Below are 22,762 nucleotides of genomic sequence, written 5' to 3'. Positions count from 1 at the left end.
TCGGGGCCGGAGCCCCGAAAATCTTAAGCTTTAACCATCTCTTTTTCGATCAGCATGATCAGGATGTGAATCACTTTAATGTGAATTTCCTGAACACGGTCGGCGTAGCCAAAGTGCGGTACGCGGATTTCGATGTCCGCAGAGCCAGCCATTTTGCCGCCGTCTTTGCCGGTCAGCGTGATCACTTTCATCCCCTGCGCACGCGCCGCTTCAATAGCTTTAATCACGTTTGCAGAGTTGCCAGAAGTGGAGATCCCCAGCAGCACATCGCCCGCACGACCGACGGATTCAACGTAGCGAGAGAACACATATTCATAACCGAAATCATTACTCACGCAGGAAAGGTGGCTGACGTCGGAAATCGCAATCGCCGGGTAGCCCGGACGGTTTTCACGGTAGCGGCCGGTTAACTCTTCCGCGAAGTGCATCGCATCGCAATGAGAACCACCGTTACCGCAGGAGAGCACTTTGCCACCGGCTTTGAAGCTGTCTGCCAGCAGGACTGCTGCGCGCTGAATGGCGTGGATGTTGGCTTCATCTTTAAGGAAGTTTGCCAGCGTATCGGCCGCTTCATTCAGTTCGTTACGAATAAGATCCTGGTACATGAGGATAATCCTTCAGCATTAATAAAATTGTCATCGCTAGTGTACCGGATAGCGCCAGTGCAGAGAAGCAAGCACGAATCTATTCACCCGATGTTTGGATTTTTAGTGCGCTAAAAAGCAGCAACAATGTGAGCGAGGTTGTAATTATTTTGTAAACACATTGCTAAATAAAAACGCTTCAACTACAACCATAACATCACAAGTGGTCAGACCTCCTACAAGACAGGGGCATTTCTCTATGATGATTTTGAGTATTGTTTTAACCATTGCCGTACTCGGTGCACTCTTCTATCACCGTATTAGTTTGACGCTCGGCAGCGTGATTCTGCTGGCCTGGACCGCCGCTCTCGGCGCGATTGGCCTGTGGAACCTGTGGCTGCTGGTGCCACTGGCCATCATTCTGGTGCCGTTCAACTTTACGCCGATGCGTAAAGCGCTGATCTCAACGCCGGTGTTCCGCATGTTCAGCAAAGTGATGCCGCCGATGTCGCGCACTGAGAAAGAAGCGATTGATGCCGGTACCACCTGGTGGGAAGGAGACCTTTTCCGCGGCAACCCGGACTGGAAAAAGCTGCACAACTACCCGCGTCCACAGCTGACCGCCGAAGAGCAGGCGTTTATTGATGGCCCGGTTGAAGAAGCGTGCCGCATGGCTAACGACTTTGCTATCACCCACGAGATGGCTGACCTGCCGCCAGAGCTGTGGGCCTACCTGAAAGAGCACCGCTTCTTCGCGATGATCATTAAGAAAGAGTACGGCGGTCTGGAGTTCTCTGCTTATGCCCAGGCTCGCGTACTGCAAAAGCTCTCCGGCGTTTCCGGCATTCTGGCGATTACCGTCGGCGTACCGAACTCCTTAGGGCCGGGCGAACTGCTGCAGCACTACGGTACTGAAGAGCAGAAAGATCATTACCTGCCGCGCCTGGCGCGTGGTCAGGAGATCCCATGCTTCGCGCTGACCAGCCCAGAAGCTGGCTCCGATGCCGGTGCGATTCCGGATACCGGCGTCGTCTGCATGGGCGAATGGCAGGGCGAACAGGTTCTGGGTATGCGTTTAACCTGGAACAAGCGTTACATCACCCTCGCACCGATTGCGACCGTACTGGGCCTGGCCTTCAAGCTGTCTGACCCTGACAAACTGCTGGGCGGTGCGGAAGATTTAGGCATCACCTGTGCGCTGATCCCAACCAACACCCCGGGCGTTGAGATTGGTCGTCGTCACTTCCCGCTGAACGTTCCGTTCCAGAACGGCCCGACGCGCGGTCAGGATATCTTCGTGCCAATCGACTACATCATTGGCGGGCCGAAAATGGCCGGTCAGGGCTGGCGTATGCTGGTTGAATGTCTGTCCGTTGGTCGCGGCATTACCCTGCCATCTAACTCGACTGGCGGTGTGAAATCCGTGGCGCTGGCGACCGGTGCCTATGCGCACATTCGCCGTCAGTTCAAAGTGTCCATTGGTAAAATGGAAGGGATTGAAGAGCCATTGGCGCGTATTGCAGGCAACGCCTACGTGATGGACGCAGCGGCAACATTAATTACCTACGGCATTATGCTCGGCGAGAAACCGGCGGTACTGTCAGCTATCGTGAAGTACCACTGTACTCACCGCGGTCAGCAGTCCATCGTTGATGCCATGGATATCGCTGGCGGGAAAGGCATTATGCTTGGTGAAGGTAACTTCCTGGCACGTGCTTACCAGGGTGCGCCAATCGCTATCACCGTTGAAGGCGCGAACATTCTGACCCGTAGCATGATGATCTTCGGTCAGGGCGCTATTCGTTGCCATCCTTACGTACTGGAAGAGATGGCGGCGGCGCAGAACAAAGATGCCAACGCGTTCGATAAGCTGCTGTTTAAACACATCGGCCATGTCGGTAGCAACAAAGTGCGCAGCTTCTGGTTGGGTATCACCCGTGGCTTAACCAGCCCGACCCCAACCCGCGATGCTACCAAACGCTACTATCAGCATCTGAACCGTTTGAGCGCCAACCTGGCCCTGCTGTCGGATGTGTCGATGGCGGTACTGGGCGGTAGCCTGAAACGTCGTGAACGCATCTCCGCCCGTCTGGGTGATGTGCTGAGCCAGCTGTACCTCGCCTCTTCCGTCCTGAAGCGCTATGACGATGAAGGGCGTAATGAAGCAGATTTACCGCTGGTGCACTGGGGCGTTCAGGATGCGCTGCATCAGGCAGAACAGGCGATTGACGACCTGCTGAAGAACTTCCCAAACCGCTTTGTCGCAGGGGCAATGCGCGTGGTTATCTTCCCGACCGGCCGTCATTACAACGCGCCGTCCGATAAGCTGGACCACAGCGTCGCAAAAATTCTGCAGACGCCGAGCGCCACCCGTTCCCGTATCGGCCGCGGTCAGTATCTGACCCCGAGCGAACACAACCCGGTTGGCCTGCTGGAAGAAGCGCTGGTTGATGTTATGGCAGCCGACCCTATCCACCAGCGTATTTGCAAAGAAATTGGCAAGAACCTGCCGTTTACCCGCCTGGATGAACTGGCACGTAACGCGCTGGCTAAAGGTTTGATTGACCAGGAAGAAGCGGCCATTCTGACCAAAGCAGAAGTTAGCCGACTGCGTAGCATCAACGTTGACGACTTTGCTCCGGACGAGCTGGCGACGAAGCCGGTAAAGCTGCCGGACAACGTGCGCAAGGTTGAAGCCGCGTAACGTTCGCATCACTGAGCTTAAAGCCGGATACCTTCCACGTATCCGGCTTTTTTATTAGCGCTGTTTCCCCACCCCATCAAGCGCCTCGGTAACGGGGCTCAGCAAATAGCTCAGCAGCGTCCGCTTCCCGGTGGTGATTTCCGCCGTTACCTGCATTCCCGGTTCCAGCATGATCGTCTTGCCATCCACGGGCAGGGAATTTTTATCCAGATCGATAATCGCCTTATAAATTAACCCGAGATCTTTATCTTCCGTCGCATCTGCCGATATTCGATTAACACGCCCGGACACCCAGCCATAACGAGTAAAATCAAACGTATCTATTTTGACCGTCACCGACTGGCCGCGGTGCAGAAAACCGACATCGCTGTTGCTGACGGCCACCTCGGCGCGCAGCGTTTCATTGTCGGGCACGATACGCAGTAGCTCCTGCGGTGCATCCACCGCCGCACCGGCGTCGCGGAACATCAGCGCATCAACAACGCCAGCCACCGGCGCTCGCAGCGTATACTGAGCTATTTGCGCTTCGAGGTCCTGTTGCTGTTTTTCCAGTACTCGGTTTTCATGCTGCTTATCAGAAAGATCCTGCTCCGCCTGCTGCACTTTCGCCACCACGCTGGCGCGATATTCGGTTTCCGCCTGTTGATAGCTAACATCCATCTCAACCAGTTTGGCGGTAGCGCTCTCCAGATCGTAGCGTGCCTGGGTAAACTGCTTTTGCATCTCCAGCATGCTATCCCGGCTGGTAAGCTGTTTTTGATGCAGCGTAACCAGCGCGTTGTACTGCTCCCGATAGATAGGTAAAAGCCGTTCAGACTGAGATTTCTGCGTTTGGTAGCTTTTTTTCTGCGCTTTGAGCACTGCCATTCTGTCTCGCAGCACGGCCTTCTCCTGGCGATCGTTTTCAATCTCAACGGCAAGGCGAGCGGAAAGCTGCTGCGCTAACAGCATATCCTCTTGAAACAGTGTCTTCGGGAGCGTTGTTGCGGCGTTATGCTCCTGAAGGTGTTCACGCAGCAGCGTTAAGCGGGCAATGTGAAAGCGGTTAATCTTCTGGCGCAAAGTCACTTCACCCATTCGGGCATCCAGCGCGTGGCTATTTAAGCGAATGAGGACCTGCCCTTTCTCCACGTGCATACCATCATGCACAAGGACGCTTTCAATTTCGGCCAAAACGGCGCTGCTCACGGGGCGGGATAATTCGCTGACCACCACCTTTCCCCTGGTGACGGCGACAATATCGATATTGCTGCAGGCGGCCCATACAATGGCGACCACCAGCAGCGCCATAATGACCCACAAAATAATACGGCCAACGGGCGACGGCGGCGTCTCCTGAATTTCCAGAATCGCAGGCAGGAATTCACGATACTTTTGCGTATTCATACCGCAGCCTCCTGCAGCTCATGCAGCCGGGCATAGAGTCCTTTCGATGATAGCAAATGCTGATGGGTGCCCTGCTCGGCTATTTTCCCTTTTTCCATCACGATAATGCGGTCGGCCGGGCGTAAGGCGGAGAGACGGTGGGCAATAATAAAGACCGTTCTGCTGTGGCATATTTCCGCCATATTGCGTTGAATAATATGTTCAGATTCGTAATCAAGCGCGCTGGTTGCCTCATCAAAAATCAGGATCCGCGGATTGGACATCAGCGCCCTGGCAATGCCGAGGCGTTGTTTTTGCCCCCCGGACAAACGGCTACCGGCTTCGCCCACCGGGGTGTCGTAGCCTAGCGGGAATTCACTGATAAAATCATGCGCCCCAGCCAGCATCGCCGCCTTCATCACCTCTTCAAGCGGCGCTTCTGGCATGGCCAGCGCGATATTGTCGCGAATCGAGCCGCTAAAGAGCTGCGTTTCCTGGAGAACCACGCCAATCTGCCGACGAAGCCAGTGCGGATCGGCCTGAGCAATATCAATCCCATCAATAAAAAGCTGGCCCGCCCCCGGCGTGCATAGCCGTTGAATTAAGCGCGTCAACGTACTCTTTCCCGACCCCGAACGCCCGGCAATGCCAATAATTTCTCCGGGCCGAACGGATAACGTCACGCTATCAATCACCGGGGCATCGCCTGGCTGCCAGGCGAAAGAGACGTTGGCTAATTTCACCGCCCCTTTAATCTCCGCCAGAGAGGTACTATTTTCCTGATGCTCGGTGGGAACATTGAGGATATCTCCCAGCCTTTTGACGGAAATGGAGACCTGTTGAAAATCCTGCCACAGCTGCTGACCTGCCCCCACGATTAGATACAACACTCAGTTAGTAACGTCGGAATCTTCATTCTCAGAATGACCCTTTCTCCAGCCCGCTGCAAATTCAGACGGTGTCTGATAATTCAGCGGAGAATACTGATGATCTGTTCGTCGGAAAAACGCTTCTTCATGGGGATGTCCTCATGTGGCTTATGAAGACATTACTAACATCGGGGTGTACTAATCAACGGGGAGCAGGTCACATCCAGCCGTTTACGCAGAACCGGGGTGATAAAGGCGGAGAGGAGGATGTAAGGGATCAGCGAGGTAATAACGATAAGCGTTAACGGCAAGCTGTAAAACGCCATGACCGAAAAAAAACCAGCGTAAACAAAAGGTCCAGACATAGCGTCATGGCGCTACCGGTCAGAAATTCACGAACCGTTTTCAATTCGTGGACGCGGGCCACGATAACGCCGGTCTGGCGCTGTAAAAACCAGTTCAGAGGTAGCGCCAGTAGGTGGCGATAGAGTAGCGAGCTGAGCGTGGCGTCAATACGCTGCGAGGTATGGGCCAATTGGTAAGAACGCAGCCCATCAAGAATGACATCAAATAGCGAAACAAAGAGCATACCAAGCGCTAAGACATCCAGGGTGGTTAAACTTTGGTGGGTCAATACTTTATCGACCACCACCTGGAAAAACAGCGGGGTCACTAATGCAAGCAACTGAATAAAAAAAGAGGCCAGCAGAACTTCGCCTATCAGTTTTTTATAGCGCCAGAAAGCGTCCGCAAACCAACGTAAATTAAACTCTGAACTCAGTCGTTCCAGCGAAAAACGGCGGGCAAACAGAAATCCTGAATATCGGACGTTTGGCTCAGGGATAAATGATTCGGAGGAAGCGCCATCTCGTTGAATAAGCCACTCGTCTCCTCGCACAGCCAGTAGTATCACATGGCCGATATCGGGCAGTTCAACCAGGGCGGGTAAGACGATTTTCCCTTTTACCTGAAACCGTCGGAAATGGCGGCATTTTAGCCCCGTCTGGCGAACGGCCCGCACAAACTGGACGGAAATTTCATGAAGTTCATCGGTGGCAAACTGCTCCTGCAGGGCAGGAATATTAACCGCGATACCATAATAGCGAGCAATTGTTGCAAAACCACGCCATACATCCTGATGGGTAACAGCCATAACAATAATTCACATCCCAGTGAGAAAACTATTGCCCACACATGCGGGCAATTCCGATTATGCACACATTAGCGAACGCACCGTCGTGCGAGAGGTACTCAGCACCGGCGTTGCATCACCAACGCTATCTTCACTGCCCTCATCTCCCCCAGAGAAGGTCGCCATCAGTTCACGCATTTGCTGAATTGATACTGGCGCCTCAGCGGGTGCCGCTAACGGAAGCTGGATACCATCTTCAAGGTGGTTAAGAATATCCTCTGGCTGCCAATCGGTGCCGTCGGCAAAGGTGATATGTTCGACACGGAATCTTGATGAGGAGAAATAACTTTTGATCGTGACGCGATCGTCGCTTCCGGAAAATCCGATCAGCAAATCGTTTCCACTCCGCTGGATGATGACGCTGTCTGCTTGTATTGCTGCGCCAAAAAGCAAAGTATCGCTACTACCACCATTGCTGTTGCCTTCGGTAATAGTGTCTTGCCCGTCGCCGGCATTGAATAGATAGGTATCATTGCCGGTCCCTCCGATGAGGGTATCGTTACCGCAACCACCAGCCAGAACATCATTCCAGCTCCCCCCATCCAGCGTATCGTTACCCGCACCACCGTACAATTCATCATCCTCACTGCTGCCGGTCAGCGTATCATTACCCTCATCGCCGAATAGTCTGTCGCAGCCTTCCCGCCCCTGAAGAATATCGTTACCGCCCAGCCCGTGGATTTCGGTTCCTTCACTGAAAGCGACCAGAGTCTGCGTCTCGTCATTCCCCGCTGTCAGCATCGCCTTTATCGTGGCGACATCCCAGGTGGTGCCGTCCGCAAAGATGATATTTTCTACCTGACGATAGATAGTTGAGGCATAACCCGCGATCGTTACCCGATCATCACTTCCGACGAAACCGATCACCAAATCGTTCCCATCGCGTCTGATGAGGGCATTTTCAGCCAGCAGTCCTTCACCAAAACGCAGAGTATCGCTGAAGATATCACTTTCTATAATGGTGTCCTGCCCGTCTCCGGCATTGAACAGGTAGGTGTCACTGCCGGATACATCTTTCAGCGTATCGTTCCCCGCACCGCCTTGCAGCACATCATGCCCGGTACCACCATCCAGTACATCATTTCCCATTCCACCATACAGTTCGTCATTCCCACTGCTGCCGGTCAGCGTATCATTACCCTCATCGCCGAATAGCCTGTCGTGGCCTTCCCGCCCCTGAAGAATATCGTTACCGCCCAGCCCGTGGATTTCGGTTCCATCACTGAAAGCGACCAGCGTCTGTTCCTCGTCTGTACCTGCAAACAGCATTGCTTTTATCGTGGCAACATCCCAGATGGTGCCATCAGCAAAGATAATGTTCTCCACACGGTAATGGTCTGATGAGGCATAATTCTTGAGGGTTACCCGATCGCCTATCCCTACAAAACTAATGACTAGATCGCCTCCATTGCGTATAACAAGGGCATTTTCAGCCAGCAGTCCTTCACCAAAACGTAGAGTATCGCTGTCGGTATCATCCTCTTTAATGGTGTCCTGCCCATCTCCGACATTGAATAGATAAGTGTCACTTCCAGATCCGCCATCCAGCGTATCGTTACCCGCCCCCCCCATAAATAATCATTCGTTTTATTGCCTTTCAGAGCATCAACGCCGTCCCCTCCGAAAAATATTCTGTCCCCTGCCATTCCCAGACGTTCTCGCTCATCGGCAAAGGCAGGCATATATGCCAACTGGTCATAAAAGACATTACTGACCAACAAATAGCGTCGAAAATCTGTTTGTTTTAATGTATTCAGATGGGCTTCAAAAGCCTCAAAATTTAAGGTAAAACCGTTGGATTCAGTATTAATTTGCAAACCAATATGAGAAAAATCTTCACGGTAGACTGTCTGTGCCAGCAAACTAGCCTGAATATAATCTGCAAACTTAGCGTATTCTTTATTCAGGAGAGCGCCTGCATTTCGTAGAGGATCAACAGTACCATTCGTAATGTTCTGATAATTATCTCCCGTCGCCACCTCCAGTACCGCCAGGTAGCGTGCATCAATATAGTCACCGCGACTATCGGATGCGATATCATTCACATCTGCCCAGGTAAAGATAATATCCTGTAATAATGAATCAACATCAGGACTTAGAGGATCGGCACTAAATCGCTCGATTAAGGCACGTAATTCAGCATTTTCACTCATTGCAACATGTAGATCTGCCATGTTGCCAAAACCGCGAATATAAGGCAGTTGGCGAATATTACGAGGAATATCTACATCAGAGATATATCGGGTATTCCCCATATTAGCAGCGAACCAGACATCAGCAGATTGATTAATGGTACCATCCTGCATGATAACCGTGCCCGTTTGTTTATGTGCATTACCCTGTTGGTCAACGAGATTTGAGTTTTTGTACCCTGTATTAATGGCGGCTATCCCCGCCTCTTCAAGAGAAAGTAACTCACCTTCATCCACTGAAGCATTACCATTACGATCCTGCCAGACCTGGAGTTGCTGCCAGGCCTCGTCATCTTGATTAATTATACCGTCCTGATTACTGTCCAGTTCCTGTAACGCCGCGTAGCCATTTTTCGCCAGCGAACCATCATTTAGTCGCGTATTGCTACCAAACAATTCTTGACCAGTATCTATTTCGCCATTGTTATTGCGGTCCAGTACTAAAAGGCCATCATCAGCGCCTACCCACCCCGTGTTTTCCGCAAACTGATTGCCATCGTGATCGAAGAAAATACCATCTTGTAAACTACGGGTTTCGATACCATCGCCATCAAGGTCGAGAATGATAGGACTGGTGGTTTTTTCAGGGGTGGCCATATCTGGGCCTAATAAACCATCATCGATAATTCCCAATGGCATATTCATTGGTAACGGACTACATTCGCCATCATCTAATGAGGCGGGAGCCCAATAGCCCCATAAACCATCATCCTGAGGTAAGTTAAGCCCCGCGGCACAAAGGGATAAATCAACAGCAGAATTAGAGTTGTAGTCTAGAGGTTTATATAATTTACTATCATTCAACTCTTCCATAGCAGCTTTAATACTATTCCAAAAATCAGAAAGATCATCTCCCTCAATAATAGTCTCATAGTGATTAGTACGTTTTTCGTCATAATCATCATGGTTCTCATCATACACTTCACTACTAGTTATTAGATTACCATAGCCATCTTCATTATCGTGCTTCGGCCCACCTCTTGCGGCAAAACGCTCACCTTTTGAGTTCACGTACACAATATATTTATGGTAATAATTCAGTCCTATTTTTTTATAACCAACCTCAATTCTTTCAAAACTTTCCAGCATAACAGTTACACTCCATATTAATAAATTCAATACCCCCAATACACCCGGGAATAAACCATTGATACCTCACCATTATTAATTTTTATAAAAACTTCAATTTTTCTATCACCAATGCCTCCAAAAAATAATGAACTCCTTTTGTATTTATAATAATAATGTATATTAAATGGATCGTTTGCATGTTCCATAATAAACTCACAACTTAATCTTAAGTTTATAGCCTTAGCATCCATACCCTTGGAAAACAAGCCCTTCCATATAGAATCAGGAACAGAGCGACTTTTCCCTTTAGTGCCAGAGTACGTTGCTGGATCAATTTTGTTAGCATAAATCCACTTGTATATTTCGGATGAATATTTAGCTTTCAACCCATCACTAGTTAGAAATGAACCAATGCAGCGTGGTTTATTCAGAATAATGTTAAAGTTTGTAATGACAGCATCATAGTTACGGCCGTAAACAATCAAATGAATAACAACAAAATATATAGCAAGAACTAAAATCGTGAAAACAAAAACAACCCTTATTTTTTTAAACATACCACCACCAATTAATCACCATGCATAAACGTCATTTCCCGCTCATCAAAAAATACCACATGACATTATTACTCAGTCTCACTAGCTATATTAAATAGCAATCATATAATATTAAAGACCATCAAAACCAGAATGAAACTCTGTAGGCATCAAGTAGATTACCTTTCTTTTTAAATTAAACGCAGAAAAGTTAACATCAAACCATCGCTCCGTAATCAATATTCATAAAAACTCCCGATCTAATTAGATCGTATTGATAACTTAATTTCATATTCTAAAGTATGCTGCTCCATATGGCATATAAATATACTTCAATTTAATTTTTCAAACTCAATAATTTCACACATTCATTCAAAGAATGGTATAAGTTAATCAACTGAAATCCCATCACTCAATATAATTTTCTTCTTGGCATAAATGAATACCTAACCAAAATTAGGGTTTGCCATAACCATAACAAAAGATTGTAATGGTAACTTACGCCAGTTATCATAACCATGAATTAAGATATCACTATAAGAAAAAATCCCTCTGGGAGATTTAGCATCTAATGTAGAGTGTCCATACCATTTACATTCCTCGTTTGAATATGCGAAATATATTTCAGATGAAACACCAGAGATATTCATGCCAGCAATAAAAACCAAAGAAACCATCAGCACAAGACATAAAAGTATATATTTTATAAAAGACATATTCATCAGATGCAAACCATTCATAGCAAACCTCTGCTTCATCGAAATTATTATTATCCACCCTACCCCAAATTCATTGAATCAATATAAAAACTCACACTTGATAAAATAATAGGCACTGTAAAAGTACAGTGTCACACCATCAGTAAATATGCAACAACAATAAATATATACATATTACGAATTACAGAATAAAAAACATATCCACTAGCAATAAAATAAAAATATATTAACCCAACGTAAATATAATTTTTATTATTCATACCTGACATCCCCCTCCTTCAGCCCCACCAGCCGTGCTACAGTGTAAAAACACAGTTCAACGAGGAGCATGGTCGTGCCTGCGTTAAAAATCACTTTGCTACAACAGCCACTTGTGTGGATGGACGGCCCCGCAAACCTTCGCCACTTTACCCGGCAGATGGAAGGTATTACCGGGCGTGACGTGATAGTCCTGCCGGAAATGTTTACCACTGGCTTTGCCATGGAAGCCGCTGAACAGTCGTTGTCAGAAGACGAGGTCGTGTCCTGGATGCAGGAGCAGGCAGCGCGCACCAATGCGCTGGTTGCCGGCAGCGCGGCGCTGCAGACGGGCGTTGGGGCGGTAAACCGTTTTCTGCTCGTCGAGCCGGAAGGCCGTGTGCATCGCTACGATAAACGCCATCTGTTCCGCATGGCGAATGAACATCAGCACTATATTGCTGGCGATAAGCGCGTGGTGTTGACGTGGCGTGGCTGGCGTATTCTGCCGCTGGTATGCTACGACCTGCGTTTCCCGGTGTGGTCGCGTAACCGTAACGACTACGATCTGGCGCTGTATGTCGCCAACTGGCCTGCGCCACGCTCTTTGCACTGGCAGGCGCTGTTGACGGCGCGGGCGATAGAGAATCAGGCTTATGTGGTGGGATGCAACCGCGTCGGCACCGATGGCAACGGCCATCACTACCGTGGTGACAGCCGGATTATCACCCCGCAGGGTGAGATTCTAGCCACCGCCGAACCGCATCAGGCTACACGCATCGACGGTGAACTTTCACTCACTGCGCTGCAGGAATATCGCGAGAAGTTTCCGGCATGGCAGGATGCCGATCCTTTTGCACTAGGGTGATAACCTTAGATAAACATCCGCACCGCGCAGTAAATCAATAATGCCGCCAGCACCCAGTTAAGCTGGCGGCCATAACGTTGAAAAACCCGCTGAAAAAGATGCCCCGCCAACGCCCAGCAGACATTACCAAAGACCCCGATCGCCGCCAGTAAAATACTCACTCCTACAACCCAGTGCCACTCTCGCGTATAGGGCAGAACAAAGGTCGATAGCGCCGTAATGCCGTAAAGCATAATTTTTACATTCACAAACTGCAGGCCGCAACCGGCCCAGAAGCTGACCGGCGGCTGGCTGGCATCACTACCGCCAGGGGCGCTCATGGCGATGCGCCAGGCAAGCCAGACGATATACGCGGCACCGATAATGCTCAGCCAGTGCGTCATCGCCGGGTCGAGCCTGACCAGCGAAAAGGTCACCCCCGCGCACAGCAGCATAATGGCTAAAAAGCCCGCCCCCATTCCTGCCAGCACGCGTGAACTCTGGCGGAATCCGTGAGTAGTGACGGCATTAAGCGCCAGAATATTGTTCGGTCCGGGGGTCAGCGCGGTGATCAGGGTATAGGTAAAAAAGGCACTTATCAGGGTTGAAGTCACTTGTTATCTCCTTAGTTTTGCCTGACAGTACCCGAAGCCAATTATTTAAAAAAATGAATATTTTCTAATTAAGAATTCGAATTTGTCGATATATGAGGTCACGATGGATTTACGCCGCTTTATTACGCTGAAAACCGTGGTGGAGGAAGGTTCATTTCTCCGCGCGTCGCAAAAACTCTGCTGTACCCAGTCGACCGTTACCTTTCATATTCAGCAGCTTGAACAAGAGCTGTCGATGCAGCTATTTGAGAAAATTGGTCGTCGGATGTGCCTGACCACTGCCGGGAAAAACATCCTGCCGCACGTTTATGAGCTGACCAACGTTATCTCCTCTATTCGCCAGGCGGCCCATCAGGACACCGAGCCGACGGGTGAACTGCGCGTGGCGACGGGCGAAACGCTGCTGGCCTATAAAATGCCGCAGGTGCTGCAGCGCTTTAAGCAGCGGGCGCCGCAGGTGAAACTGTCGCTGCAATCGCTGAACTGCTACGTCATTCGTGATGCGCTGCTGGACGATAAGGTTGACCTCGGGGTCTTTTATCAGGTTGGGAACGATCGGGCCTTAACGATGCGCCATTTTGGCGAGCAACCGCTGGTACTGGTGGCATCCCCCGAATTTCATGGCTACGACTTCACTCGTCAGGATCAGCACATTCCGGTGAGCTTTGTGATTAACGAGCCTCAATGTATTTTTCGGCAGATCTTTGAAAGTACGCTGCGCCAGCGGGCGATCACCATGGGAAATACCATTGAGCTGTGGAGTATTGAGAGCATTAAACAGTGCGTGGCGGGGAATCTTGGCGTGTCGTTTCTACCGCGTTTCACCGTCGAGCGCGAACTGGCAAGCGGTGAACTTCAGGAACTTCCGTTTAGCCCAACACCGATGAAGATAGACGCCCTTTGCGCGCATCATGCCGGAAAAGCCGTTAGCCCTGCTATGCAGGTGTTTATGGAGTGTATGGTGGAAATGCTGGGGAAGAAATAAAAGTGAGGGGCTGGAAATGACGAAAGCCCGAATCATTGCTGATTCGGGCTTTCTGAAAGTGGCGGAACGGACGGGACTCGAACCCGCGACCCCCTGCGTGACAGGCAGGTATTCTAACCGACTGAACTACCGCTCCGCTGTGTTCCCTTGGGAACGAGGCGAATATTACGGATTCCCCAGCAAACCGTCAACGCTTTTTCTCTGGTTTTGAATCGTTTGCTGCAAAAATCGCCCACGCGCTTATTTTCCCAGCAAAAACAGCCGTTTTACGACCGCCAGAGGCAGCTTCCACCTTTTTTCTGCACCAGGTCGAGGCGCGATTCATGATTTGCCAGCTCTTCATCAGTGGCATAAACCACGCGTAACTTACTTGCCGCACGTACAATACGCTGAATACCGGCATCTCCCGCCTGCTGCTGCGCTTCGCCTTCCATCGCAAATTTAATCGAGGTCTGCCCGCCGGTCATGGTCAGATAGACGTCTGCCAGAATCTGGGCATCGAGCAGTGCGCCGTGCAGCGTACGCTTGGTGTTGTCTATTTCATAACGTGAGCAGAGCGCATCGAGGCTGTTACGCTTGCCGGGGAACATCTTCCTCGCCAGCGCCAGGCTATCGGTCACTTTGCAGAAGGTATTGGTTTTTGGAATACCGCGGTTGAGCTTACTAAACTCATAGTCCATAAAGCCGATATCGAACGAGGCGTTATGGATGACCAGTTCCGCGCCGCGGATGTAGTCCATAAACTCATCGGCCACGTCGGCAAAGGTTGGTTTATCCAGCAAAAACTCATCGGCGATACCGTGAACGCCGAAGGCTTCAGGATCCACCAGCCGATCGGGTTTGAGGTAAACGTGGAAGTTGTTGCCGGTTAAACGACGGTTTATCACCTCGACGGCACCGATCTCGATGATCTTGTGGCCTTCATAGTGGGCACCGATCTGGTTCATACCGGTGGTTTCGGTATCCAGAACGATCTGTCGTGTAATTGCAGTGCTCATATCAGTCATTTATGTCAGACTTGCCGTTTAACTTTGATTGCAGATACAGGAAGTCTACCAGAGATGCTTAAACAGGTAGAAATTTTCACCGATGGCTCTTGCCTCGGTAACCCAGGTCCAGGTGGTTATGGCGCCATTCTACGCTACCAGCAGCGGGAGAAAACCTTCAGCGAAGGCTACCGTCTGACCACCAATAACCGCATGGAAATGATGGCGGCCATCGTGGCGCTTGAAGCGCTGAAAGAGCCATGCACCGTGGTGCTGAGCACCGACAGCCAGTATGTTCGCCAGGGCATCACCCAGTGGATCCACAACTGGAAAAAACGCGGCTGGAAAACGGCGGATAAAAAGCCGGTGAAAAACGTCGATCTCTGGAAGCGGCTGGACACGGCCCTCGGCAAACATGAAATTCGCTGGGAGTGGGTTAAAGGCCACGCCGGCCACCCAGAAAACGAACGCTGCGACGAGTTGGCGCGCACGGCAGCCAACTCACCCACGCACGATGATGTTGGATATCAGCCGGAGGCTTAAGCGTCCGGTTTACGATACTGCCACGTCGCGCCTACGGCCTGCTGAATGCGGTTTTTGGCTTTATTCTGCCGCATCGGGTTAAGCGTAAGCGGAATCGTCCGCTTGCGCGCTACGATCACCTGCAGGCACCCCAACGCAGGTAAATGCGTGCTAAGCAACGCCCCGCCCTGCTTTGCCCAGGGAAGTACCTGGAACCGGCTTTGATGCATCACTTCAAAATTCAGTAGCGCAAGCCAATCCAGTTGACGCATCAGGGTAAACATCCGGCTGTTGTAGGGCGTCGATTTTCGCAGCACCGGAACCAGTTTACGCAGCCCCATCAGGCTCACTGGGTTAAAACTGGTAATAATCAACCAGCCATCATCGATGAGCACGCGGTCAGCTTCACGCAACAGGCGATGGGGATCGCTGCACCAGGGCAGCGTGTGCGACAGCAGGCAGGCATCCACAGATTTCTCCGCAAACGGCAAATGCAGAGGGTCAGCTTTCACCTGCATCGGGTTGCCTTCCAGCGAAACATTGACCTGATGAGAGATCGCGCAGGCTTCGGTGTTGATCTCTGCGCTGAGGTTTCCCACCTTAAGCAGGTGAAAACCGTACAGCTTGCCCAACCAGGGTTTCAGTTGACGATCGATAGCCTCGCGATAATATTCACCCCAGGGCATTTGCGCCCACGAGACAGGCGCTGAGACTGTTTGAGGTATCCTTGCCGGTTTCATCACAACCTTCCCTACGCGTTTAAGAGGTAACAAATGAATCTTAACAGTATTCCGGCCTTTCAGGACAACTACATCTGGGTTCTTAATGATGAAACGGGCCGTTGTTTGATCGTCGATCCGGGCGATGCCGTGCCGGTACTTGAAGCGATCAAAACGAATAACTGGCATCCCGAGGCGATCCTGTTAACGCATCATCATAACGATCATGTCGGCGGCGTCGGCGATCTCGTTAAGTCTTATCCGAATATTACTGTTTATGGCCCTGAAGAGACTCACAACAAAGGGGCAACAAAAATAGTGGCCGACGGCGACTGTATTCACATCCTCAACCAGGATTTTCACGTTTTCGCCACGCCGGGCCACACTTTAGGACATGTCTGTTTCTATAGCGCCCCGTGGCTTTTTTCCGGTGATACCCTGTTTTCCGGGGGCTGCGGGCGTCTTTTTGAAGGCACGCCAACCCAGATGTATCGGTCGTTGCAGAGAATTAACATGCTGCCCGAAGAGACGCTGATTTGTTGCGCCCATGAGTACACGCTCTCCAATATGACCTTCGCGCTGAGCGTTTTACCGCATGATTTGTTCATTAACGAATACTATCGAGAAGTGAAGGAGTTACGTGCGAAAAAACAAATTACACTCCCCACAACTCTGAAAAAAGAGCGCCAGATTAATCTCTTTTTAAGAACGGATGATATTGATTTAATTAACGAAATAGAGAAAGAAACAAAGTTGCTACAATCTGAGCAGCGTTTTGCCTGGTTACGGGCAAAGAAAGATAACTTCTGATACTTCCGGGTTGCGTTTTCGAAAGTTCGTCGTTATCATCGGTCGTCTTTTAAGCAACTATTGACACACACATGAAGGCAAAAGCGATATTACTCGCCTCTGTCCTGCTCGTGGGTTGCCAGGCTTCACAGCAGGGTAACGTCCAACAGCACGCACAGAGCCTTTCTGCGGCTAGTCAAGGGGAAGCAGGTAAGTTCGCAAATCAGGCACGTTGGATGGACGATGGGACATTCGACATGCAGAACCAGGATTTGTGGGCTTACATTGGCGACGAGCTAAAGATGGGAATCCCGGATAACGCCCGGGTTCGCGAACAGAAACAGAAGTACTTACGAAATAAGAGCTATCTCCACGATGTAACTTTACGGGCAGAGCCGTATATGTACTGGATAGCCGGGCAAGTTAAGAAACGTAACATGCCAATGGAACTGGTATTACTACCCATAGTGGAGAGCGCTTTTGACCCGCACGCAACGTCTGGTGCCAATGCCGCAGGCATTTGGCAGATCATTCCGAGCACAGGGCGAAATTACGGTCTGAAACAGACCCGCAGTTATGACGCACGTCGTGACGTCGTTGCTTCCACAACGGCAGCACTGGATATGATGCAGCGCCTGAACAAAATGTTCGACGGCGACTGGTTATTAACCGTGGCGGCGTATAACAGCGGCGAAGGCCGTGTAATGAAAGCAATGAAGGTGAACAAGGCCCGTGGTAAACCCACCGACTTCTGGTCACTGCCGTTGCCTCAGGAAACGAAATTATACGTACCGAAGATGCTGGCTTTGAGCGACATCCTCAAAAACAGCAAACGCTATGGTGTTCGTCTGCCTACCGCAGATGAAAGTCGTGCACTGGCACGCGTACGCGTTGATAGTCCGGTAGAGATCTCACAGCTGGCCGATATGGCAGGTATGCCCGTCAGCAAGCTGAAGACCTTTAATGCGGGCGTCAAAGGCTCTACGCTCGGTGCAAGCGGCCCGAAGTACGTGATGGTGCCACAGAAGCATGCGGATCAGCTGCGTGAATCCCTGGCCTCCGGTGAGATTGCCGACCTCCAGCCCACGCTGGTTGCTGACAACACGCCGATGACCAGCCGTAGCTATAAGGTACGCTCAGGCGACACGCTGTCAGGTATTGCTTCACGTTTAGGCGTGAACGCGAAAGATCTACAGCAGTGGAATAACCTGCGTGGCAGCAATCTGAAAGTCGGTCAGAGCTTAACGGTGGGTGCGGGCAGCAGCGCTGCGCGTCTTGCCGATAACAGCAGTATTACGTACCGCGTACGCAAAGGTGATTCGCTCTCGAGCATTGCCAAGCGCCACGGCGTGAACATCAAAGATGTGATGCGCTGGAACCGCGATACTGACAATCTGCAGCCGGGCGATCAGCTAACGTTGTTTGTGAAAAACAACGACCGTCCTGATTCCTGACAGGCAACCATTAAAAAAGGCACCGTTTCCCCCGGTGCCTTTTTTTATTTCCCCTGCCCTATTTTGCCGGGCTAAATTCCACAATGAGCGGATTATGATCGGAAGCTTTAGTGACCAGAACCGAGGCATCCGTCACGCTTAGCCCACGGTAGAATACAAAATCTAACGGACGACCAAACGCGCGACGGCGCTGGTCATCATCAAAACGAACGGGGCGCAGCGACATATCGCGAGCAAACCGGTATAGCGCATTCATACGCGGGCGACTCCAGGCGTTGAAATCTCCTGCCATAATCACCGGGCCACTGTGCTGGGCAATCTGTTCACCGATAGGCATCAACTGCTTGCTATAGACGTCCACGCCGAGGCTAAAGTTAACCGCATGAATGTTGACGACCATCAGCAGGCGCGCGTCAGGAAGTGGGTAAACGGTCACTAACGCCGACTTGGCCAGTCGCAGAATGGGCTCGCGTTCGCGCAATGGGCAGCAGTAAATGGGATGAGCAGCAGACAGCGTCATCACGCCTGAGGGATGATGCGGCAGCGCAAACGCGGGAACCTGATCGGCGGCAAGATAGTTAGTAGTTGCAAACTTTACCAGCTCTGGCGTCGTCTGCGCTTCCTGTAATAGGACCAGATGGGCATCTTTACCGAACTTATTTAGCACCGATAGCCACTCAGCCCGCTGCTGCTTAAAGATGTTCCACACCAGGATGCGAATGTTTTCTTCCGTGCTTAACGGCTTACCCACCGAGAGTGCCTGGCTAATGCTGGTATAAGCGCCGGGAGGAGGCAGAATTCGCTCCGCTGGCTGTCCGGCAATATAGCGCATGGCGTAGGTATTTTTTCGCACTTTCTTTTATAACCTCAATAACGAAAGAACCCGCCTGATTCCAGGAAGGTTCTTCTGTTATAGGGGCTTTTGCCCACGGTTTCAACGCTATTTGTGATAAAGCTGCGTGAACTTCTGTAAGCGCTCGCTTACTCTTAAGCCTTACCCCATCGCGACACGTGCGGGCCTATCCAGGCGACCACTCAGGCCGGTCAGCAGCAATGCCCCCACAACAATCAGCGCACCAATCCACGGCGTTTGCGCCAGACCATAATGCTCTACCGTCTGGCCACCCACCACGGAACCGATGGCAATCCCGACGTTAAAGGCGGCGATATTCAGACCAGAGGCTACGTCTACTGCGGCCGGAGTGTATTGCTCCGCTTTCTGCACGACATAAACCTGTAAACCCGGTACGTTGCCAAAGGCAAAGACTCCCATCACAAGGATAGTGGCAAGCGCCGCGTACTGAATGGATGCCGTGAACTGGAACACCAGCAACAGTGCTGCCAGCGCCGCGAAGATAAACTTCAGTGCCGGTACTGCGCCGTGTTTATCCGCCAATTTACCTCCCCAGATGTTCCCAATCGCTACCGCCACGCCGTAGCCCAGCAGGATCCAACTCACCGCGTTCGGTGTAAAGCCGGCCAGATCCTGCATCATCGGTGCCAGGAAGGTAAAGGCCGTAAAGACGCCGCCATAACCTAATGCCGTAATGGCGTAAATCATCAGTAAACGCGGGTGAGTCAGTACTTTCACCTGATCTGCCAGGCTTGCAGGCGCACGCCCTGGGATATTACGTGGGATCAGTACCGCACTGGCAATCAGGGCAATCACTCCGAGCAGAGAAACGGCAAGGAAGGTTTCCCGCCAGCCAAAGTGCTGGCCGATAAATGTCCCCATAGGTACACCGGTCACCAGTGCAACGGTCAGGCCGCCGAACATAATGGCAATTGCTGATGCCGCCTTTTCTTTAGGCACCAGACTGGTCGCAATCGTCGACCCAATGGAGAAGAAGACGCCGTGAGCCAGACCGGTCAGCAAACGTGCAACAACCAGCGTGGCGTACCCTGGTGCCTGCCAGGCTAGCAGGTTACCGATGGTAAACAGTACCATCAGCGCCAGAAGCAGCTGTTTACGCGGCAGTTTACCCGTCAACGCCGTCAGCACCGGTGCGCCAATAGCAACGCCCAGGGCATAAATAGAAACCAGCATCCCTGCGGAAGGCAGAGAGATGGCGAGTTGTTCAGCAATCGTCGGCACCAGGCCAACAATGACAAATTCAGTTGTGCCAATTGCGAAGGCACTGATCGTTAAGGCTAGAAGCGCCAGCGGCATAATTTACTCCACATCATCAGTATTAAGATGACACGTAGTATGCCGGGGTGTTTAAATAACAAAAATATTCAAAATATCAATAGAATTTTGCTTCAGGTGCAATAATGAGAGCGACATCAGAAGAAATTGCCATTTTCGTGGCGGTAGTGGAAAGCGGCAGCTTCAGCCGTGCCGCTGAACAACTCGGGCAAGCCAACTCGGCGGTAAGCCGGGCAGTGAAGAAACTGGAATCAAAGCTCGGCGTGAGCCTGCTTAACCGCACTACGCGTCAGTTGAGCCTAACCGAAGAGGGAGAGCGTTATTTCCGCCGCATGCAGGTTGTGTTGCAGGAGATGGCAGCGGCCGAGAACGAGCTGCTGGATACGCGTAACACGCCGCGAGGCCTATTGCGCGTGGATGCCGCCACACCGGTGATGCTGCACTTCCTGATGCCGCTGGTGAAGCCCTTCCGTGAACGTTACCCGGAAATGACGCTTTCGCTGGTCTCCTCCGAAACCTTTATCAATTTGATTGAGCGTAAGGTCGATGTCGCGATCCGCGCTGGAACCCTGACGGATTCCAGTCTGCGCGCCCGTCCGCTGTTTAGCAGCTACCGGAAGATTATTGCCTCACCGGAGTATATTGCCCGCTACGGGATGCCAGAGAACGTTGTCGACCTCAAAGAACATCTTTGTTTGGGCTTTACGGAACCATCCTCGCTGAATACCTGGCCTGTTTACTGCTGTGACGGCCAGTTTATGGAGATTAGCGGTGGTATTTCGTCAAACAGCGGTGAGACGCTTAAACAGCTGTGTTTACACGGTAACGGTATTGCCTGTCTGTCGGACTATATGGTGGATAAAGAGATTGCTAGCGGGGAATTTGTTGAGCTGCTGGCCGATAAACGGCTGCCGGTAGAGATGCCGTTTAGCGCGGTGTACTACAGCGACCGTGCGGTGAGTACGCGTATCAGGGCGTTTATTGATTTTCTTAGCGAGTATGTGAAAAGCAATCGGTAATGCGGCAATAGGGAGATCCCGGCGTCGGCGTAAACGCCTCGTCCGGGCTACCAGAGGGTTGCAGCCCGGACGAGTTACATTATCCATTGGGGCTACTTGAGGGTTGTAGCCCAAATGGGTTTATCGCGTAGTTAGTCCCACTCTGGGGCCAGACCTTCCGGGCTTACCAGGCGGTCGTTGCAATCCAGTGCAGCGATCGCTTTTTTGTCGTCAGCATCTAATTTCAGATCCAGCGCCAGCAGGTTGCTCGCCAGGTTTTCACGCTTGGTTGAAGATGGGATTACCGCATAGCCTTCACCCATTGCCCAGGCCAGAATAACCTGCGCTGGCGTCGCATTGTGTTTCTTCGCAATCTCAGCAATCACTTCATCTTTCAGTGCTTTACCGTAGGCCAGCGTCATGTAAGAAGTGATGTGAATACCATGCTCTGTTGCCCAATCCACCACCTTACGGTTCTGCAGATACGGTGACAGTTCAATCTGGTTGGTTGCAATATTTTCGACGCCAACGGCAGCAATAGCGCGTTCCATCAGCGGAATAGTGAAGTTGGAAATACCAATCTGACGCGTCAGGCCCTGCTGTTTTGCTTCCAGCAGCGCAGCCATGAATTCTTCTACCGCCACGGCATCATTTGGTGATGGCCAGTGGATCAGCGTCAGGTCAACGTAATCGGTGCGCAGCTTCTGCAGGCTCTCTTTGAGGCTTTCAACCAGCTTGTCTTTGCTCAGGTTTTCGATCCAGATCTTGGTAGTGATGAACAGTTCATCACGTGCCACACCGCTTTCAGCAATGGCCTGACCGACAGCAGCTTCGTTGTCATAGATCTGTGCGGTGTCGATAGTGCGATAGCCCAGCTCAAGAGCGGTTTTAACGGACGCGATAACAACATCATCTTTCAGGCGGAAAGTGCCGAGGCCAAGTGCAGGGATTGTCATGATTTTCCTCTTTATTTATCAATATTGGTTAACGAAAACCATTATGACGAATGAGAGGATCGGGAAAAAGATCGTGAAACGCAGAGGATTTTTGCTAAAACAGCAATAATTAAACGACAAGCAAAGAAAAAGCCCTGAGCAATTATGCTCAGGGCTCTTAATAAGTGGCGGAACGGACGGGACTCGAACCCGCGACCCCCTGCGTGACAGGCAGGTATTCTAACCGACTGAACTACCGCTCCACCGAATTTCTTTGTCACTACCCGGATTATTC

The 22,762-nt window shown here is 51.0% G+C and carries 19 protein-coding genes, 2 tRNA genes and 2 pseudogenes; 7 read left to right on the top strand and 16 right to left on the bottom strand.

Annotation, left to right across the window (positions count from 1 at the left end):
• Window positions 1-23 precede the first annotated feature (23 nt).
• Complete coding sequence (gene lpcA / locus FHC49_RS00110; RefSeq protein WP_035894459.1) at window positions 24-605, bottom strand: D-sedoheptulose 7-phosphate isomerase; 582 nt, start codon at window positions 603-605, stop codon at window positions 24-26.
• Window positions 606-843: 238 nt separating this feature from the next.
• Between lpcA and fadE the strand changes: the two genes are divergently transcribed.
• On the top strand, window positions 844-3,288 hold the full coding sequence (gene fadE / locus FHC49_RS00105; protein ID WP_185669676.1) for an acyl-CoA dehydrogenase FadE: 2,445 nt from the start codon (window positions 844-846) through the stop codon (window positions 3,286-3,288).
• 54 nt (window positions 3,289-3,342) lie between these two features.
• On the opposite strand, the gene FHC49_RS00100 is transcribed toward fadE, so the two are convergent.
• From FHC49_RS00100 to FHC49_RS00075, 7 genes and pseudogenes are all read right to left on the bottom strand, one after another.
• Complete coding sequence (locus tag FHC49_RS00100; protein WP_220438197.1) at window positions 3,343-4,674, bottom strand: HlyD family type I secretion periplasmic adaptor subunit; 1,332 nt, start codon at window positions 4,672-4,674, stop codon at window positions 3,343-3,345.
• On the bottom strand, window positions 4,671-5,543 hold the full coding sequence (locus FHC49_RS00095) for an ATP-binding cassette domain-containing protein (protein ID WP_220438196.1): 873 nt from the start codon (window positions 5,541-5,543) through the stop codon (window positions 4,671-4,673). Before FHC49_RS00095 ends, FHC49_RS00100 begins: the two co-directional genes overlap by 4 nt.
• 280 nt (window positions 5,544-5,823) lie before the next feature.
• Window positions 5,824-6,675: an ABC transporter transmembrane domain-containing protein gene (locus FHC49_RS00090; protein WP_220438195.1), complete on the bottom strand. Its 852-nt coding sequence runs from the start codon at window positions 6,673-6,675 to the stop codon at window positions 5,824-5,826.
• 57 nt (window positions 6,676-6,732) lie between these two features.
• Window positions 6,733-8,040 (bottom strand): calcium-binding protein, encoded by a 1,308-nt coding sequence (locus FHC49_RS00085; RefSeq protein WP_370631737.1) that lies wholly within the window; start codon window positions 8,038-8,040, stop codon window positions 6,733-6,735.
• A 9-nt stretch (window positions 8,041-8,049) separates the two neighbouring features.
• Window positions 8,050-8,286: pseudogene (locus FHC49_RS24535) on the bottom strand (hypothetical protein); the annotation flags it as partial.
• Window positions 8,287-10,021: 1,735 nt separating this feature from the next.
• Window positions 10,022-10,534 carry a hypothetical protein gene (locus FHC49_RS00080; RefSeq protein WP_220438193.1) on the bottom strand — a complete coding sequence of 171 codons (513 nt, stop codon included), beginning with the start codon at window positions 10,532-10,534 and terminating at the stop codon, window positions 10,022-10,024.
• Between the two features lie 425 nt (window positions 10,535-10,959).
• Window positions 10,960-11,235: a hypothetical protein gene (locus FHC49_RS00075; RefSeq protein WP_220438192.1), complete on the bottom strand. Its 276-nt coding sequence runs from the start codon at window positions 11,233-11,235 to the stop codon at window positions 10,960-10,962.
• Between the two features lie 331 nt (window positions 11,236-11,566).
• Between FHC49_RS00075 and FHC49_RS00070 the strand changes: the two genes are divergently transcribed.
• Window positions 11,567-12,337: an amidohydrolase gene (locus FHC49_RS00070; protein WP_220438191.1), complete on the top strand. Its 771-nt coding sequence runs from the start codon at window positions 11,567-11,569 to the stop codon at window positions 12,335-12,337.
• 5 nt (window positions 12,338-12,342) lie between these two features.
• On the opposite strand, the gene eamB is transcribed toward FHC49_RS00070, so the two are convergent.
• Window positions 12,343-12,930, bottom strand: a complete 588-nt coding sequence (eamB, locus tag FHC49_RS00065) for a cysteine/O-acetylserine transporter (protein ID WP_220438190.1) — start codon at window positions 12,928-12,930, stop codon at window positions 12,343-12,345.
• Between the two features lie 103 nt (window positions 12,931-13,033).
• On the opposite strand from eamB, the gene FHC49_RS00060 reads away from it, so the two are divergent.
• Complete coding sequence (locus FHC49_RS00060; RefSeq protein ID WP_220438189.1) at window positions 13,034-13,915, top strand: LysR family transcriptional regulator; 882 nt, start codon at window positions 13,034-13,036, stop codon at window positions 13,913-13,915.
• A 59-nt stretch (window positions 13,916-13,974) separates the two neighbouring features.
• On the opposite strand, the gene FHC49_RS00055 is transcribed toward FHC49_RS00060, so the two are convergent.
• Window positions 13,975-14,051 (bottom strand) — tRNA-Asp (locus FHC49_RS00055).
• A 130-nt stretch (window positions 14,052-14,181) separates the two neighbouring features.
• Window positions 14,182-14,913, bottom strand: coding sequence for a DNA polymerase III subunit epsilon (gene dnaQ, locus FHC49_RS00050; protein ID WP_220438188.1), 732 nt, complete (start codon window positions 14,911-14,913; stop codon window positions 14,182-14,184).
• Between dnaQ and rnhA the strand changes: the two are divergent.
• A pseudogene (gene rnhA / locus FHC49_RS00045) lies at window positions 14,867-15,444 on the top strand (ribonuclease HI). The gene dnaQ and the pseudogene rnhA overlap by 47 nt on opposite strands.
• On the opposite strand, the gene FHC49_RS00040 reads toward rnhA, so the two are convergent.
• Window positions 15,441-16,163 carry a class I SAM-dependent methyltransferase gene (locus tag FHC49_RS00040; RefSeq protein ID WP_220438187.1) on the bottom strand — a complete coding sequence of 241 codons (723 nt, stop codon included), beginning with the start codon at window positions 16,161-16,163 and terminating at the stop codon, window positions 15,441-15,443. The pseudogene rnhA and the gene FHC49_RS00040 sit on opposite strands and share 4 nt — an antisense overlap.
• 33 nt (window positions 16,164-16,196) lie before the next feature.
• On the opposite strand from FHC49_RS00040, the gene gloB reads away from it, so the two are divergent.
• Together gloB and mltD are read left to right on the top strand one after the other, a co-directional pair.
• Window positions 16,197-16,952: a hydroxyacylglutathione hydrolase gene (gene gloB, locus FHC49_RS00035; protein ID WP_185669685.1), complete on the top strand. Its 756-nt coding sequence runs from the start codon at window positions 16,197-16,199 to the stop codon at window positions 16,950-16,952.
• A 71-nt stretch (window positions 16,953-17,023) separates the two neighbouring features.
• Window positions 17,024-18,385 carry a murein transglycosylase D gene (gene mltD / locus FHC49_RS00030; protein ID WP_185669686.1) on the top strand — a complete coding sequence of 454 codons (1,362 nt, stop codon included), beginning with the start codon at window positions 17,024-17,026 and terminating at the stop codon, window positions 18,383-18,385.
• A gap of 58 nt (window positions 18,386-18,443) precedes the next feature.
• Here the strand turns inward: mltD and FHC49_RS00025 are convergent, their stop codons facing one another.
• Window positions 18,444-19,238 (bottom strand): endonuclease/exonuclease/phosphatase family protein, encoded by a 795-nt coding sequence (locus tag FHC49_RS00025; protein ID WP_185669687.1) that lies wholly within the window; start codon window positions 19,236-19,238, stop codon window positions 18,444-18,446.
• A gap of 141 nt (window positions 19,239-19,379) precedes the next feature.
• The gene (locus FHC49_RS00020; protein ID WP_220438186.1) at window positions 19,380-20,555 is read right to left on the bottom strand and encodes an MFS transporter; all 1,176 of its coding nucleotides are present in this window, start codon (window positions 20,553-20,555) and stop codon (window positions 19,380-19,382) included.
• Window positions 20,556-20,659: 104 nt separating this feature from the next.
• Between FHC49_RS00020 and yafC the strand changes: the two genes are divergently transcribed.
• Window positions 20,660-21,553, top strand: coding sequence for a DNA-binding transcriptional regulator YafC (gene yafC / locus FHC49_RS00015; protein WP_185669689.1), 894 nt, complete (start codon window positions 20,660-20,662; stop codon window positions 21,551-21,553).
• A 131-nt stretch (window positions 21,554-21,684) separates the two neighbouring features.
• Here the strand turns inward: yafC and dkgB are convergent, their stop codons facing one another.
• Both dkgB and FHC49_RS00005 read right to left on the bottom strand, forming a co-directional pair.
• Window positions 21,685-22,488: a 2,5-didehydrogluconate reductase DkgB gene (gene dkgB / locus FHC49_RS00010; protein WP_220438185.1), complete on the bottom strand. Its 804-nt coding sequence runs from the start codon at window positions 22,486-22,488 to the stop codon at window positions 21,685-21,687.
• Window positions 22,489-22,653: 165 nt separating this feature from the next.
• Window positions 22,654-22,730 (bottom strand) — tRNA-Asp (locus FHC49_RS00005).
• Between the last annotated feature and the right edge of the window lie 32 nt (window positions 22,731-22,762).

The sequence above is a fragment of the Kluyvera sp. EC_51 genome (assembly GCF_019584505.1).
Taxonomy (GTDB): domain Bacteria; phylum Pseudomonadota; class Gammaproteobacteria; order Enterobacterales; family Enterobacteriaceae; genus Kluyvera; species Kluyvera sichuanensis.
The sequence above is the reverse complement of the archived record's forward strand: the minus strand, read 5'-3'. Positions and strand labels throughout refer to the sequence as shown.

What these genes read in the sequence shown, in the direction of transcription:
- lpcA (WP_035894459.1), bottom strand. Translation starts at nt 605, where the DNA reads ATGTACCAGGATCTTATTCGTAACGAACTGAATGAAGCGGCCGATACG.
- fadE (WP_185669676.1), top strand. Translation starts at nt 844, where the DNA reads ATGATGATTTTGAGTATTGTTTTAACCATTGCCGTACTCGGTGCACTC.
- FHC49_RS00100 (WP_220438197.1), bottom strand. Translation starts at nt 4,674, where the DNA reads ATGAATACGCAAAAGTATCGTGAATTCCTGCCTGCGATTCTGGAAATT.
- FHC49_RS00090 (WP_220438195.1), bottom strand. Translation starts at nt 6,675, where the DNA reads ATGGCTGTTACCCATCAGGATGTATGGCGTGGTTTTGCAACAATTGCT.
- FHC49_RS00080 (WP_220438193.1), bottom strand. Translation starts at nt 10,534, where the DNA reads ATGTTTAAAAAAATAAGGGTTGTTTTTGTTTTCACGATTTTAGTTCTT.
- FHC49_RS00075 (WP_220438192.1), bottom strand. Translation starts at nt 11,235, where the DNA reads ATGAATATGTCTTTTATAAAATATATACTTTTATGTCTTGTGCTGATG.
- FHC49_RS00060 (WP_220438189.1), top strand. Translation starts at nt 13,034, where the DNA reads ATGGATTTACGCCGCTTTATTACGCTGAAAACCGTGGTGGAGGAAGGT.
- dnaQ (WP_220438188.1), bottom strand. Translation starts at nt 14,913, where the DNA reads ATGAGCACTGCAATTACACGACAGATCGTTCTGGATACCGAAACCACC.
- FHC49_RS00040 (WP_220438187.1), bottom strand. Translation starts at nt 16,163, where the DNA reads ATGAAACCGGCAAGGATACCTCAAACAGTCTCAGCGCCTGTCTCGTGG.
- gloB (WP_185669685.1), top strand. Translation starts at nt 16,197, where the DNA reads ATGAATCTTAACAGTATTCCGGCCTTTCAGGACAACTACATCTGGGTT.
- mltD (WP_185669686.1), top strand. Translation starts at nt 17,024, where the DNA reads ATGAAGGCAAAAGCGATATTACTCGCCTCTGTCCTGCTCGTGGGTTGC.
- FHC49_RS00020 (WP_220438186.1), bottom strand. Translation starts at nt 20,555, where the DNA reads ATGCCGCTGGCGCTTCTAGCCTTAACGATCAGTGCCTTCGCAATTGGC.
- yafC (WP_185669689.1), top strand. Translation starts at nt 20,660, where the DNA reads ATGAGAGCGACATCAGAAGAAATTGCCATTTTCGTGGCGGTAGTGGAA.
- dkgB (WP_220438185.1), bottom strand. Translation starts at nt 22,488, where the DNA reads ATGACAATCCCTGCACTTGGCCTCGGCACTTTCCGCCTGAAAGATGAT.